General features: G+C 66.2%; 16 protein-coding genes. 7 read left to right on the top strand and 9 right to left on the bottom strand.

From position 1 onward, the window contains the following. Positions 1 to 51: 51 nt before the first annotated feature. The 3 genes from cfa to ACGFZ3_RS12605 form a co-directional block, all read right to left on the bottom strand. Positions 52 to 1,170 (bottom strand): cyclopropane fatty acyl phospholipid synthase, encoded by a 1,119-nt coding sequence (cfa, locus tag ACGFZ3_RS12615; protein ID WP_392921463.1) that lies wholly within the window; start codon positions 1,168 to 1,170, stop codon positions 52 to 54. Positions 1,171 to 1,182: 12 nt separating this feature from the next. Continuing rightward, entirely contained in the window at positions 1,183 to 2,043 is an 861-nt protein-coding gene (locus tag ACGFZ3_RS12610) for a PdaC/SigV domain-containing protein (RefSeq protein ID WP_392921460.1), read from the bottom strand. A gap of 62 nt (positions 2,044 to 2,105) precedes the next feature. Further along, positions 2,106 to 2,405 carry a GNAT family N-acetyltransferase gene (locus ACGFZ3_RS12605; protein ID WP_392921457.1) on the bottom strand — a complete coding sequence of 100 codons (300 nt, stop codon included), beginning with the start codon at positions 2,403 to 2,405 and terminating at the stop codon, positions 2,106 to 2,108. Positions 2,406 to 2,615: 210 nt separating this feature from the next. On the opposite strand from ACGFZ3_RS12605, the gene ACGFZ3_RS12600 reads away from it, so the two are divergent. Then, complete coding sequence (locus tag ACGFZ3_RS12600) at positions 2,616 to 2,792, top strand: hypothetical protein (RefSeq protein ID WP_392921455.1); 177 nt, start codon at positions 2,616 to 2,618, stop codon at positions 2,790 to 2,792. A 64-nt stretch (positions 2,793 to 2,856) separates the two neighbouring features. Here the strand turns inward: ACGFZ3_RS12600 and ACGFZ3_RS12595 are convergent, their stop codons facing one another. Beyond that, entirely contained in the window at positions 2,857 to 3,474 is a 618-nt protein-coding gene (locus ACGFZ3_RS12595) for a rhomboid family intramembrane serine protease (protein WP_392921452.1), read from the bottom strand. An 8-nt stretch (positions 3,475 to 3,482) separates the two neighbouring features. Next, positions 3,483 to 5,045: an oligopeptide:H+ symporter gene (locus ACGFZ3_RS12590; RefSeq protein ID WP_392921449.1), complete on the bottom strand. Its 1,563-nt coding sequence runs from the start codon at positions 5,043 to 5,045 to the stop codon at positions 3,483 to 3,485. Positions 5,046 to 5,208: 163 nt separating this feature from the next. Between ACGFZ3_RS12590 and ACGFZ3_RS12585 the strand changes: the two genes are divergently transcribed. Then, positions 5,209 to 6,054 (top strand): endonuclease/exonuclease/phosphatase family protein, encoded by an 846-nt coding sequence (locus ACGFZ3_RS12585; RefSeq protein ID WP_392921446.1) that lies wholly within the window; start codon positions 5,209 to 5,211, stop codon positions 6,052 to 6,054. Between the two features lie 72 nt (positions 6,055 to 6,126). Here ACGFZ3_RS12585 and ACGFZ3_RS12580 read toward each other — a convergent pair whose 3' ends face one another. Next, a complete protein-coding gene (locus ACGFZ3_RS12580) occupies positions 6,127 to 6,738 on the bottom strand; it encodes a superoxide dismutase (protein WP_392921443.1) in 612 nt (203 codons plus the stop codon). Positions 6,739 to 6,992: 254 nt separating this feature from the next. On the opposite strand from ACGFZ3_RS12580, the gene ACGFZ3_RS12575 reads away from it, so the two are divergent. Together ACGFZ3_RS12575 and ACGFZ3_RS12570 are read left to right on the top strand one after the other, a co-directional pair. Next, positions 6,993 to 7,472 (top strand): ribonuclease domain-containing protein, encoded by a 480-nt coding sequence (locus ACGFZ3_RS12575; RefSeq protein WP_392921441.1) that lies wholly within the window; start codon positions 6,993 to 6,995, stop codon positions 7,470 to 7,472. Next, complete coding sequence (locus tag ACGFZ3_RS12570; RefSeq protein WP_392921438.1) at positions 7,469 to 7,882, top strand: barstar family protein; 414 nt, start codon at positions 7,469 to 7,471, stop codon at positions 7,880 to 7,882. Before ACGFZ3_RS12575 ends, ACGFZ3_RS12570 begins: the two co-directional genes overlap by 4 nt. Positions 7,883 to 8,126: 244 nt before the next feature. On the opposite strand, the gene ACGFZ3_RS12565 is transcribed toward ACGFZ3_RS12570, so the two are convergent. Continuing rightward, the gene (locus ACGFZ3_RS12565; protein WP_392921435.1) at positions 8,127 to 9,911 is read right to left on the bottom strand and encodes a hypothetical protein; all 1,785 of its coding nucleotides are present in this window, start codon (positions 9,909 to 9,911) and stop codon (positions 8,127 to 8,129) included. Positions 9,912 to 9,920: 9 nt separating this feature from the next. Continuing rightward, positions 9,921 to 10,520 carry an NfuA family Fe-S biogenesis protein gene (locus ACGFZ3_RS12560; RefSeq protein WP_392921432.1) on the bottom strand — a complete coding sequence of 200 codons (600 nt, stop codon included), beginning with the start codon at positions 10,518 to 10,520 and terminating at the stop codon, positions 9,921 to 9,923. A gap of 91 nt (positions 10,521 to 10,611) precedes the next feature. Here ACGFZ3_RS12560 and ACGFZ3_RS12555 point away from each other — a divergent pair, with 91 nt between their 5' ends. Genes ACGFZ3_RS12555 through zupT form a run of 3 tightly spaced genes read left to right on the top strand, consistent with a single transcriptional unit; the run spans position 10,612 to position 12,210 of the window. Further along, entirely contained in the window at positions 10,612 to 10,953 is a 342-nt protein-coding gene (locus tag ACGFZ3_RS12555; RefSeq protein WP_392921429.1) for a 4a-hydroxytetrahydrobiopterin dehydratase, read from the top strand. A gap of 5 nt (positions 10,954 to 10,958) precedes the next feature. Further along, the gene (locus ACGFZ3_RS12550) at positions 10,959 to 11,381 is read left to right on the top strand and encodes an energy transducer TonB (protein ID WP_392921427.1); all 423 of its coding nucleotides are present in this window, start codon (positions 10,959 to 10,961) and stop codon (positions 11,379 to 11,381) included. A gap of 19 nt (positions 11,382 to 11,400) precedes the next feature. Further along, the gene (zupT, locus tag ACGFZ3_RS12545) at positions 11,401 to 12,210 is read left to right on the top strand and encodes a zinc transporter ZupT (protein ID WP_392921424.1); all 810 of its coding nucleotides are present in this window, start codon (positions 11,401 to 11,403) and stop codon (positions 12,208 to 12,210) included. Between the two features lie 71 nt (positions 12,211 to 12,281). Here zupT and ACGFZ3_RS12540 read toward each other — a convergent pair whose 3' ends face one another. Beyond that, positions 12,282 to 13,259, bottom strand: a complete 978-nt coding sequence (locus ACGFZ3_RS12540; protein ID WP_392921421.1) for an RluA family pseudouridine synthase — start codon at positions 13,257 to 13,259, stop codon at positions 12,282 to 12,284. Positions 13,260 to 13,627: the final 368 nt, after the last annotated feature.

Here is a 13,627-nt window from a genome sequence, read left to right as displayed (position 1 = left end):
GCCCGGCGAAAGCCGGGCGGTTTTTTGTTGGGCGTCATCCCGGCGGGGCCATCAACGCGGCGCGATATACCCGCCCGGCACGCCGTTCGGCGACAGCACCAGCTGCCACAGCTGCGCGTGGCGGCAGCGGAAGCTGGCCATCGAGCCGGCCAGGTAGAACCGCCACATGCGCTTGAAGCGTTCGTCGTAGCGTTGCGGGTCCAGCCGCGGCCAGGCCGCTTCCACATTGGCGCGCCACGCCTGCAGCGTGCGGTCGTAGTCGGCGCCGAAGCTGTGCCAGTCCTCCAGCACGAACAGGCCCTCATACGCCGCCGTGATCTGCGCGGCCGAGGGCAGCATCGAATTGGGGAAGATGTAACGTGCGATCCACGGATCGGTGCGATGCCGCGACAGGTTGCTGCCGATGCTGTGCAGGAGGAACAACCCGTCCGGCGCCAGGCAATGCCGTGCCATCTCGAAATAGCTGCGGTAGTTCTTGTCGCCCACGTGTTCGAACATGCCTACCGACAGGATCGCGTCGAAGGTCTCTTCGACCTCATGGTAGTCCTGCAGGCGGATCTCGACCGGCAACCCCGCGCACAGCTCGCGCGCGTACTCGGCCTGCTCCTGCGAGATGGTGATGCCCACGCCGGAAACGCCGTAGCGTTCGGCGGCGAACTTCAATGCCTCGCCCCAGCCGCAGCCGATGTCGAGCACACGTTGGCCCGGGCGTAGCCGAAGCTTGCGGCAGATCAGGTCGAGCTTGGCTTCCTGCGCGGTGTCCAGATCATCCGCGCCCGCCCAGTACCCACAACTGTAGACAAGCCGCCTGCCCAGCATCGCGCCGTAAAGATCGTTGCCCAGATCGTAATGGCGACGGCCCACCTCGAGGTTGCCGCCGCCAGCCTGCAGATTGAACAGCCGCGCCTTGAGCGCGTCACCCAGTTCTCGCCAGCCGTGTACCCGGTCGTCCAGGTGCGCCTGCATCAGATGAAGGAGAAAGCCATCCAGTGAGGCGGCATCCCACTGCCCATCCATGTAGCTTTCGCCCAACCCCAACGACCCTTGCGCGATGACACGCGGGTAGAAATGCGGATCGTGCACGTGGATGTCGTGCGGACGATCACCGTCTACGGTGACGTCCGCCTCGTGCAGCAACTCGATAACCCGTCGTTGCAGCCCCACGTCCATCGGCGGCCCCCGTCAGCCCTTGGCGAACAGCGCGGCGTAGGCCGGGGCCACGTGCGGGGCCAGCACGGCAGCCGGCACGTCCACGGTCTGGGTGCCGTCCGAGTAAGGCCCCACCTGATAAGGCGGGAACACGAACCGCACGGCGGTGATCAGCCCATTGGGGTCGGTCATCGGCTGGAACTGGCTGAAATTCTCGGCGCTGGCCCCGGTGCCATCGGCAATCATGCGGCTGGCGCTGCGCAGCGATTCCTGCAGCTGGCCCGGTTCCATGTCTTCGCTGCTCAGCCGGGTCGCCACGCGCTCCTTGAGCTGGTCGGCGATGTAATCGCTGACCACGCCCCAGCCCTTGGTGTCGGCAATCAGCTTGTCCGCGGTGAGCATGGTCTGCGTTTCGGGCAGCCACACAAAACGCGCCACCAGCGGTTCGCCATGGGCACCACCGGTGTAGCGGCTGCCATCGGCGCTTACGACCACCAGCTGCGGCGTTTCAAGTACCTTCTCGAAGCTCAGCGACAGCTCGTAGGGCATCGTCGGCTTGTCGTTGCCGAGGCCATCCACGGCCTGCTGCAGTTCGGCGCGCGCCGCCGTCGCGTAGTCCGAAAGCGCCTTGGCCAGCCCCGGGAAGCGGTTCACGTCCTGGGGGTAGCTGATGCCCACCACCGCCTGCGGGGTGTTTTCAATCACGTCCCGCAGCTCGAGCGGCGCCTCGACGGCAGCCTGCGGCGCGGTCGTTGCCGGCTGTGCGGCGGTAGTGTCGGTTACCGGTGCGACGGCGGTATCCGCCTCGCGCTTGCAGCCCGCCATCAGCACCAGCCCCACGGCCAACGCCAGCGCGCCGGTACGCAGCGCGCGACGGTTTCCTGCGATGTTCATTGCAATCCCCTTGTTGAAACCCAGCATGATGATCCTTCGTCCGTGAAAAAAACCTGTGCCTGCTACGCCAGCAGGTCCTGGTACTCGGCGTGCCGTTCGAAGAACTGCTCGGCGTAGGCGCAGGCCGGCACCACCTTGTATCTGTTGTCCCGTGCATAGCGCAGGGCGATTTTGGTCAGTTCCGCCGCGATGCCCCGGCCGGCAATGGCCTCGGGCACCTCGGTGTGGGTAATGACCATCCGCTTTCGCTGGATCCTGTAGTCCAGCAGCGCCAGTTCCCCCTGGATCCGGGCCTGGAACCGGTGGCGGGCTGGATCGTGCTCCACCTCATACGCCAATCCGGGCGGGGTGACCGAAGCCATGGCGGTGTCTCCTGCGGCACTGTCGCGATAGTGCGCAGCGTAGCGCCATGATCGCGTGAAGCCTGAACAGGGACAACTGGCGACGCTTTTTGTCACATGCAGACCTAAAGTCCGCCCGATTCAAGCCGATATCGGTTTCGGACAGGCCGCAAAAGCTGGCACGCGTTTTGCGTCACCTGTCTGCCCCATCCGTGTCCCAAGGAGCGTCACATGGACCATGCACCCGACTTCCCCCAGCCCGGCGACGCCGACAGCTCGCTGCTGGAAGGCCTGTTCCAGCTGGCCCTGAATGGCCAGACCCAAGGGTCGGAATTCGATCTGATCGACCACGAAGTGTACGCGCGGCTGCTCAGCACCTACGGTACCGACCAGCGTTTTGCTGCGTAGAAGGAGTCACGACCAACGGTCGTGATCTACCGGCACGTAACGTCACGGCAAACCCGCCGTGGCGTTACGCGCCGAAGCGCGGGTTGCTCAACTCGCGCAGGAAGTGGTCGAAGATCGCCGGGCGCATCGCAAGCATGAAGATCACGCCGAACGCGGCACCGGCAAGGTGCGCGCTGTGGTTGATGCGATCTCCGCCCTTGCGGTCCATCCAGATGCTGTAGCCCACGTAGAACGCGGCATAGATGATCGCCGGCGCCGGGATGAAGAACACGAAGATGATGCTCCACGGGCTGATCAGGATGAAGGCGAACAGCACCGCCGACACCGCGCCCGATGCGCCCAGGCTCATGTAGTTCGGGTTCTTCTGGTTCTTCAGGTAGCTGGGCAGGATCGACACCACCAGCGCACCCAGGTAGAACGCCGGGTACGTAAGGTAGCTGCCGGTGAGGTTGACCATCACCGACTCGATCTGGCCGCCGAAGAAGAACAGCGTGATCATGTTGAACGCCAGGTGCGCCAGGTCCGCGTGGATGAACCCATAGGTCACCAGTCGGTCGTACTGGCGCTTGCGGTCCACGGCCGGCGGCCACAGGATCAGGCGGTCGGCCAGCGCTCGGTTCTTGAACGCCATCCACGAGACCAGGACGGTGATGGCGATCAGCAGCAGGTTCACGGGGGTCATGGCGGTACTCAGGCAGCGCGGTAGTTGTCGACCATACGATAGCGCTTGGCATACCAACCGAAGGCCAACGCCGCCACGAAGGCGAAGCCGGCGAAGAAGAACATCAGGAACGCGGCCTCGCTGAGCCCGGTACTGGCGATCTTGTGCGTCACCGTCTCGTTGCGCACCGCCGCGTTGGACAGCAGCACCCACAGGTTGCCGATGGTGGTGGTGAGGTTCCAGAAGCTCATCACCACGCCCTTCATCGCCTGCGGCGCCTGGCTGTAAGCGAACTCCAGGCCGGTGGCCGAGACCAGCACCTCACCGAAGGTGAGCAGCGCGTACGGCAGCATCTGCCAGAAGATGGACATGACGTTGCCGCCGTCCATCATTACCTGGATACCGCCGACCACGATCCAGGCCAGGCCGCTGAAGGCGATGCCGGCGGTCATGCGGCGCAGCGCGGTCGGCTCGAACCCGAAGCGGCGCAGGGCCGGGTACAGCACCAGGTTGTTGAACGGAATCAGGATCATCACCAGCAGCGGGTTGAGCGCCTGCATCTGCGAGGCGGTGAACCACGACGGCATGGCCATCTGCTGGCCCTGCAGCACCCAGGTGGATGCCTTCTGATCGAACAGCGAGAAGAACGGCGTGGTCAGCGCGAAGATCACCAGTACGCGCAGGACCGACCGCACGCCCTCCACCGCCTCGGCCGGGTGCACCGCGCGGGCGCGGTCAAGCTGGAGCCAGGTACCGCCACCCACGCCGGCCAGCACCAGCACCAGCGCGATGCACAGGCAGATAACGATGCCCAGGCTGCCAACCAGGCCCATCGAGGCCACCGCCAGCACCGCGCCCAGGATGGCCAGGGTAAGACCCGGACGGCCCTTGCCCGGCACCTGCGCGGTCAGCGCGGTGCGCACCACGTTGCCGAACGAATGCGGGTCCTTGGCCGGCAGCGGCACCAGCACATAGCGCTTGCGACCCAGCCAGAACACGAACGTGGCCACGAACATCAGGATCCCCGGGATGCCGAACGCCCACTGCGGCCCCAGGTTCTTCAGCGCCAGCGGGATCAGCAGCGAGGCAAACAGCGAGCCGAAGTTGATGATCCAGTAGAAGGCGTCGAAGACCAGCTTGGCCAGGTGCTTGTTGCTCTGGTCGAACTGGTCGCCCATGAACGAGGCCACCAGCGGCTTGATGCCACCGGCGCCCAGCGCGATCAGCCCCAGGCCGAGGAAGAAGCCCTCGCGGCTGTTCTCGAATACCGCCAGGCAGGCATGGCCCGCGCAGTAGATCAGGCTGAACCAGAGGATGGTGTGGTATTTGCCGAAGAACCTGTCGGCCAGCCAGCCGCCCAGCAACGGGAAGAAGTACACGCCGATCATGAAGCTGTGCATGATGTCCTTGGCCTCGCCGGCCCGGCCATCGGCGGTGATCTCCTGCAGCAGCAGCGAGGTGATCAGGAACTGCACCAGGATGTTGCGCATCCCATAGAAGCTGAACCGCTCGCAGGCCTCATTGCCGATGATGTACGGAATCTGGCGCGGCATGCTTCCCTTGCCGGCGCTGGCGGCTGCGGTCGTGCTCATTCTATGGGGCTGTCCTGCGGGTTCAAAGGGCGCAAGGTTACCGGAAGGGGCACGGCGGCGCACGTTGCGGCCGAACGTGACAACCCCGCCTCGCAATGGCAGGGATCTGATTCCATTGACGGAAGTCACGGCACGTCGACGGCCCAAGCGTAAACTTATCGTTATGCGCCTCCTCCCCACGGTTGTCGCAGGACGCTGGCACGGCTGGTTCCTGCTCCTGTTGTTGACCACGCCTGCGCTCCCGGTCGCCGCCCGGCAGAGCGACGCACCGCCGCGCCTGCTCAGGATCGCTACGTTGGAACTGCCGGCTGCGGATGAGAACCAGTGGGAGCAGCGCCGCGACCAGCTGCTGCAGGTGCTGGAAGGCCTGCAGCCGGACGTGATCGCCGTGCAGCGGGTGTTGCAGACCAAGGGCGGCAACCCCGCCTGCTGGCTGGCCACCCGCCTGCGCTACAGCTGCGATTTCGTCACCGCAGACCCGCCCAGCCAGCCGCTGCGCCACGGCAGTGCCATGCTCAGCCGGCTGCCGGTGGCCGAAGACGGAGTCACCCTGCTCCATCCGCCGGGCCGGTTCAGTGCGGCGGGCATGCTGCGGGTGAACCTGCAGGACGAGCAGGTCAACATCTACGTCGCGCGGCTGCGCCCGGACCCGGACGAAGCGCGGGTGCGAGAGCACCAGACCAGTGACCTGATGACCTGGATCGGCGCGACCTCGGACGGCCTGCCCTCGCTGATTGCAGGCGACTTCTCGGCCGACACCGATGAACTGGTGCGCAGCTCGCCCGGCTTCCAGCCGGCGCGCAAGAATCCCGGCGAGCGCGTCGACCCGCCGTCAGCAGCCGGGATCGCGGGCGGTCATGGGCTGGATGTGCTGTTCCAGGTGAGCCACTTCGCCGGACAAGGCCTGCAACCGCTGAAGCTGCCCGCGCTGGAAGGCACCGATATCGGCGCCCTGCGCCTGGGCATCATCGCCACCCTGCGGCTGCAGGGTGATGCGGCTGCCCGGTAACCGCAGGGACCGATAAACGAAAAGGCCAGGCATTTCTGCCTGGCCTTAATGTTTCTCAGGTCGCCCTGTCGATCAGGCGATGGCATCCTGGTAACGACGCTCGACTTCCTTCCAGTCGACCACGTTGAAGAACGCGCCGATGTATTCCGGGCGACGGTTCTGGTACTTCAGGTAGTACGCGTGTTCCCACACGTCCAGGCCCAGGATCGGCGTGTTGCCTTCCATCAGCGGGCTGTCCTGGTTGCCGGTGCTTTCCACCACCAGCTTCCTGTCCGGGGTCACGCTCAGCCACGCCCAGCCGCTGCCGAACCGGGTCAGCGCCGCCTTGGTGAAGGCTTCCTTGAACTTCTCGAAACCGCCCAGCTGGGCGTCGATGGCCTGGCCGACGTCGCCGGTCGGGTTACCCCCGGCATTGGGCGCCATCACGGTCCAGAACAGGGTGTGGTTGGCGTGGCCGCCACCGTTGTTGCGCACCGGGCCCTGCAGGTTTTCCGGCAGCGACTTGAGCTTCTTGACCAGTTCCTCAACCGGCAGGTCGGCGTACTCGGTGCCTTCCAGTGCCGCGTTGACGTTGTTGATGTAGGTCTGGTGGTGCTTGGTGTGATGGATTTCCATGGTGGCCGCATCGATATGCGGCTCAAGCGCGTCGTAGGCGTAGGACAGCTTGGGGAGGGTGTAGGCCATGTGGTTCTCCTGGTAGCTCACTCGCCCGGCGAAGACCGGGCGTTGCGAAGTCGATGATGGGGATGGCCGCCAAGCTTACCAACCCCCACGTAAAGGAAACTTCGTCCTGCGTCGAACACATGTTATGCATCGGTGACGAATCCATCACCGCGATCGGCGGGAAGACCGCGTAGTGCCACGCCCTGCGTGGCAACCACGCAGTGTTTAGCCAAGACCCAGTACAGTAAGCCCTACTCGTCACGGCATACCCGCCCATGCGCAAACCCTTATTGCTTTTGCTTGCCATCGTGCTCCTGGTAGGTGGCCTGGCCGCGATCAAACTGGCCCAGCGCGCACCCGCGCCGCAGTTCGCGCCGTCGCTGACCCAGCCAGGTGCCGACACTGCGCCGATCGACAACGCCCCGGCCAATCCCGGCGCCACCGCGCAGCGCACCCAAGACGCCCTGCCCGCCTTCCTGCCTGCCGAAGCCCGCCAGACCATCCTCCTGATCCAGCGCGGCGGCCCCTACCCGCACCGCCAGGACGGCGGCGTTTTCAGCAACCGCGAACAGCGCCTGCCGGATCGCCCGCGCGGCTACTACCGCGAATACACCGTGGACACGCCGGGTGCCGGCAACCGCGGCGCACGCCGCATCGTGACCGGCGGCACTCCGCCGACCGGTTGGTTCTACACCGACGACCATTACGAAACCTTCCGCAGTTTCGAGGTCCCACCTGCCGGGAGCTGGCAATGAACCACGATGGATTCGAATTGAACCTGGACGACATCAACAACGCCGGCGTCTACCGGGTCACCAACGAGGACATCGCACCCTTGTCTGCGGCGATGCGCGATGCCGCGCTGCGCGTGACCACGATTGATCTGCAGGGGTGCAATGACAAGCGCACGCTGCTGGCACGCGTTGCCGCGCAGCTGGATTTCCCGCAGACGTTTGGCGGCAACTGGGACGCGCTGCTGGACTGCCTGCGCGATCTGTCGTGGCAGAAGGCCAACGGCTATGCGCTGTTCTTCAGCGATGCCGACGGGTTGGAGGAGAACGCGGAGAAGGACTTTGACACCTTCCTGGATATCCTGGCCGACGCCAGCGAAACATGGACGGAGCAGAACGTGCCCTTCTGGGCATTCGTAGCGCTGCACGAGTGACGCACCGGGGTAAGGTCGGTTCCCAAACGACCGCCGATAGCGCTGCAACGCCCGGTAACGCATTGCCTCGAACGACGTGACGGCTTTCCCCGCCGATGTTCATGCCCTACCGGCCGCGGGGCATTTCACGGCGGTTGATCGGGATGCAACCCTACCGGCGACAGCAACGGCAATAGCACCAGCGACAGCAACGGCAAAAGCACCGGCACCGGCACCGGAACCGGAACCGATGATGGCGCGGCCATCATCGACTTCCGTTGTCTTCCTGCAATTCCTTCTTGAACGGAATGTCCGGTGGCGGGCGGGCCACCGCCGGCTGGTCCTGCATGTTGGGATCGGTCAGGCCACAGCCGCCACCGAATTGCAGGATCGATACCACGCAGGAGATTTTTGAACTGGTGCCCGGGATCGGTATCTCCACGGCCTTGATGCCCTTGCGCACCCACTCGGCCAGCAGCGATTCGTTCGGCGCCCAGTATTTGTCGAACGACGTGGGCGTGTAGTCGTACGGCGGGCGCTTGAGCCACGTGCCCGACTGCGCGATGCGTTCGCGGCTCCAGCCGTCGTTCTCGCCACCAGGGGCGCCGCGTGCGCTGTCCCCGGTGCCATCCTGCTCGGGTACGCGGACGCTGCCATCTGCATTGAACAGTCCGTCGGCGGTGCGGCCAGCGCCCTGATTGGCCTGTGCGCCGCTGCGCTCGCCGGCCCTTTCGCGGACCGAGGCACCCCAATCATCCCCACGTGCGGGCGTGGCCCAGTTGCCGGGCGTGGGCGAGGGTCGCGCGGCCGCGGTACTTGCGGGCGCGGCATTCGACGCGCTGCTGCGGCTTGGCGTGGCCTGGCTGGCCGCACTCTGCGCGGGCGTGGGCGATGGCACCGAGGCCGCTGCCGATGGGGTCGCTGCGGCCGTTGCGGGGCGTGGCGTGGCGTTCGGCACCGCGCGCTCGCGTACTGCCAGCTCCGGACTGCGCCGGCGCACGGTGATTTCCCGCTGCGGCACCGGCGCGACCGTGACCGATATCGACGGCGCCGGGGTCACCTCGCGTTCGCGCACCTGCAGTTCGCGCTGAGGCAGGCTGACCTCGACCCGTGGACCGGGCACGGCCACCGGCGCCGTGGGTGCGGTGACCACGGTGACCTCACGTTCGCGCACCGCGATGTCGCGCGTGCGCAGTTGCGGCTCCACCGGGCGCACTGCCGGAGTGATCGAAGGCGGGGTTGGTGCATCCGCCATCTCCACAGTGCGTTCGCGAACCTGTGGCTCAGGCGCATCGCGCGGAATCACCCGCACTTCAGTGCGCGGTACGGTGGTGGGCGGCACCACGAAATCGCTGGTCGCTTCGGCCACGTCGGTGGCCTGGATCGGCTGCTCTACCGCAGCAGGTGCCGGGACTGCTGGGGCCGGCGTGGGCTCGGCGCTGGCGGCCGGTTCCGGCGCGGACGCCGGCGGCTGGGGCGCGGTGGCTGCGGTCGCCGCCGTTTGAGAGGCCGCAGCCTGCGAGGCCGCAGCCTGCGAGGCCGCAGCAGCTGCCGCTACTGCGCTACCGGCGCTACCGGCGCTACCGGCGCCGGGCTCGCCGCCACCACTGTCCCGGGGTGTTCCGCTGCCCAGGAATTCCACCTGGATACGGCCGCCCTCGCCGCCCTGCTCGGACTGCGCCGGCGGGCGGATCAGTGCCACCCACACCAGCAGCAGCGCGAACATGACGTGCAGCAGCACGCTTATCACGGCCGCGGTCCAGCGCATCCAGCGCTGGTCGCGCGGGGCCGGGTCCCAGGTCTGCCAGAGCAGGCGCCGCAGCGACTGCACCACGCCCAGCGCCGGCAGCCGGCCGGGGGGGCCTGGCAACGGCCGCTGGATCAGTTCGGCAATGACCTCGGTCGAACGGAACGGGCGCGGCAGCGGGGTCAGCGCACGCAACCACAGGCCCCACCCGTAGGGAAGGCCCGTGGTTTTCTCAACGATGCGTTTGTCCGGCTGGCGAGCCAGCAGCCAGTGGAGGATCTCGTCAGCCCGGCGCAGTGTCACGCAGGCCGATCAGGCAGCCGTGCCGCGGGGAATATACGGCGCATGACCGCTGTCATGGTCGGTCGCGTCGCGTACTGCGGTAATCCCGGGCACGCGGCCCATCAGGGTCTTCTCGATACCCTGCTTCAGGGTGACATCGGCCATGCCGCACCCCTGGCAGCCGCCGCCGAAGCGCAGCAGGACCACGCCGTCGGCAGATACTTCCTGCACGGCGACCTTGCCGCCATGCGAGGCCAGCTGCGGGTTGACTTCGTTTTCCACCACCCAGCGCACGCGTTCGACCAGCGAGGCGGAATCGGCCGGGGCCTCGCCCTTGATCTTCGGGGCCTTGATGGTGAGCTGCTGGCCGCCGGTGGCATTGGTGACGATGTCGATGTCGGCCCCATCCATCCAGGCCACGCTGGTGGCGGCCACGTACAGGGTGAAGCCGTCGCAGTCCACCGCCCACTCGTCGCCCAGCAGGTCGGCCGGTTCGGCGAACTCCAGGCGGGCGTCGGCGCGCGGGGTGCCAGCGTCCACGGCGCTGAGGCGCACGCCCATGCCGGGCACGGCTTCGCGCTCGATGAGCTTGCGGAAATAGGTCTGGGCAGTGTCGGAGATCTGGATCATGCGGCTATTCTAGCGGCTTACATGTTATGCGCTCATTCGGTTTATACACCGGCCGGCGCATTGTTCAGGCATACACGAGGTGGAGGATTTGATGGCCGACCTGATTCCGCTGGCGCAGGCCCGGTGCGTACCGCGCAAGGGCAGCGACCACAAGCTGGGCGAGGCCCGGATAGCCGAGCTGCTGCCGCAGGTTCCCGGCTGGGAGCTGGCCGAGCAGGGCCAGGCCCTGGTCCGGACCTTCCGCTTCTCCGACTACTACCGGACCATGGCGTTCGTGAACGCCCTGGCCTGGGTGGCCCATGCGGAAGACCACCACCCGGACCTCGGCGTGCATTACGACCGCGCCGTGGTGCGCTTTTCCACCCATGACGTGGGTGGGTTGAGCGAGAACGACTTCATCTGTGCAGCCAAGGCTTCGGGCCTGACGGAGTGATAGCGATGAACATCCAGATACGCGTGGCACTGACCGCGGCGGTGCTGTCCCTTGCCGGTTGTGGCGGGTCGTCGGAGTCGGAACCGGCGGCACCGGTGGCAGCGCCTACCGAAGTGGCCGCGGTGAAGACACCGCCGCCGGTCTACCCGATCGAGCTGGCCTGCCAGGCGATTGGCGGCACCACTACGCTGAAGGTGGTGGTGGGTACCGACGGCAAGCCCGGCCAGGTGCAGCTTGTGAGTGGCAGCGGCAACGCCCAGCTCGACGAGCAGGCGCAGAAAGCGGTGCAAGGCTGGCAGTTCAAGGCAGCCACCCGCGCCGGCCAGGCGGTGCCCACCACCATCCAGGTACCGGTGAGCTTCAACCCGCCGCAGCCCAAGCCCGACGAGTGCTTCGCCGTGGAAGAGCGCCTGCGTCGCGGCGGCTGATCAAAGGACGCTGTGGCGCATGCTGGACATCTCGAGTGAAAATGTATGGGTCGCCCTGCTGGTGACCCTGGCTGCCGGCCTGGCCACCGGCCTGGGCAGCCTGATGGTGTTGTTCTCGCGCCGCCCCAACCCCCGCCTGCTGGCCTTCGGCCTGGCCTTCGCCGGCGGCGCCATGGTGTTCGTGTCGCTGACCGAGATCCTGACCAAGGCGATCGATTCGTTCAGCCTGGCCTATGACGCGCGCGTGGGTTATGCCTATGCCACGGCAGCGTTCCTGTGCGGGGTCCTGCTGATCGTGCTGATCGATCACCTGATCCCGAACCCGCATGAAAGCCTGGACAAGCAGGACCCGATGTTCCGGGAAAACAACAAGGCCTACATCAAGCGGGTGGGCCTGCTGACGGCGGTGGCGATCACCGCGCACAACTTCCCGGAAGGCCTGGCCACGTTCTTTGCGACGCTGGAAAGCCCATCAGTGGGCATGCCGCTGGCGTTTGCGATTGCCATCCACAATATTCCCGAGGGCATTGCGATCGCGGTGCCGGTGTATTTCGCCACCCAGAACAAGTTCTACGCGTTCGGCGCCAGCCTGCTGTCGGGGCTGGCCGAGCCGATTGGTGCGGCGATCGGGTACGTGCTGTTGTCCGGGGTGCTCAACCACGCGACGTTCGGCTGGGTGTTCGGGCTTATTTCCGGGGTGATGGTGTTCCTGGCGCTGGATGAGCTGCTGCCGGCAGCCAAGCGGTACTCCAGGGGTCACGAGACGGTGTACGGTCTGGTGGCCGGCATGGCCAGCCTGGCGATCAGCCTGGTGTTGTTCAAATGGTAGGGCGTACCGACCAACGGTCGGTACCTACCGCGATCCAACCACGGTAGGCGACGACCGTTGGTCGTCGCGCGTCACCCCAACCGGTTCAACGCATCGGTCAGCTCTTCCGCCAGCGGCGCATTGAGCAGGTAGGGGGTCTTGCCGGCGTCCAGCGAGAACTCCAGCGAAGCGGCGTGCAGGAACAGGCGTTTCAGACCGATCTGGTCACGAAGCCGCTTGTTGACGTCCGGATCGCCGTATTTGTCGTCACCGGCCACCGGGTGCCCCAGGTGCTGGGCGTGCACGCGGATCTGGTGGGTGCGCCCGGTTTCGATGCGGACTTCGCAGAATGAATGGCCGCCCTTGCGCTCGAGCACGCTGAAGTGGCTGATCGATTCCTTGCCGATCGCATTGACCTGCACGTGGCGCTCGCCGCCCTGGCGCAGGCCGACGTGCAACGGGGCGTCCACGGTCATGGTGCCATCGGGCATGCGCCCCACCAGCAGGGTCAGGTAGCGCTTGCGGATGCCCGCACCGTGGTCTTCACGCAGCAGCGCCTGAAGTTCGCTCAGCGCCGAGCGCTTCTTGGCCACGATCAGCAGGCCCGAGGTGTCCCGGTCCAGCCGGTGCACCAGCTCGAGGGTCTTGCCCGGGCGCAGCGCGCGAAGCGTCTCGATGGCCCCGAAACTGATCCCGCTGCCGCCGTGGCTGGCCACGCCGGAAGGCTTGTTCAGGGCCAGCAGGCGCTCGTCTTCATAAACGATGGCGTCTTCCAGCCGCTTCATGAATGCCGCCGGCGGCCCCGCCTTGTCTCCTTCCTCAGTGAGACGAACCGGAGGCACGCGCACTTCGTCGCCCTCCACCAGCTTGCGTTCGGCCTTGGCGCGGCCGCCGTTCACACGGACCTGGCCGCTGCGCACGAGCTTGTAGACCAGACTGCGTGGCGCACCCTTCAGCTGGCCGAGCAGGAAGTTGTCCAGGCGTTGCCCGGCACGGTCGGCCGGAACAGTCAGGAGACGGACGCTGGTCTTGCCTTCAGCGGGTTTGGGGGACGGCACGGTATCGGTCATTGGCCTTTTATTCTGTTACACTCGGCGGGCGAGATAAGGGATTGATTTCGTTGGAAGTTGCTCTGGGCCAGAAGCCCGGCTTCCCTCGATTCCGGCACAGTGCGCAGCCACCGCCCCCGGGGCGGCCATGTTAGCGGCTCACCGGCAGTCCCGGCCATCGCCGGATGCCTGACACGCGTCTGCGCTGAAAAAATGTCCCTGTGGCGCTCCAGCCTGGCTGAAAGCTGCCTCCGGCCCGCAACACCCAAACCAAAACAAAATGAAGCGCTCCCGCGGCCTGCCGTGGTGTTGAAGCGCTGGAAACCCAAGCCGCCCTCCCCGCGCATGCGCGATGGGCGTGCAAGCGTGACCAGAAGCGAAACCCCATG

The organism is Stenotrophomonas sp. NPDC047960 (assembly GCF_043204395.1).
Lineage (GTDB): Bacteria > Pseudomonadota > Gammaproteobacteria > Xanthomonadales > Xanthomonadaceae > Stenotrophomonas.
The sequence above is the reverse complement of the archived record's forward strand: the minus strand, read 5'-3'. Positions and strand labels throughout refer to the sequence as shown.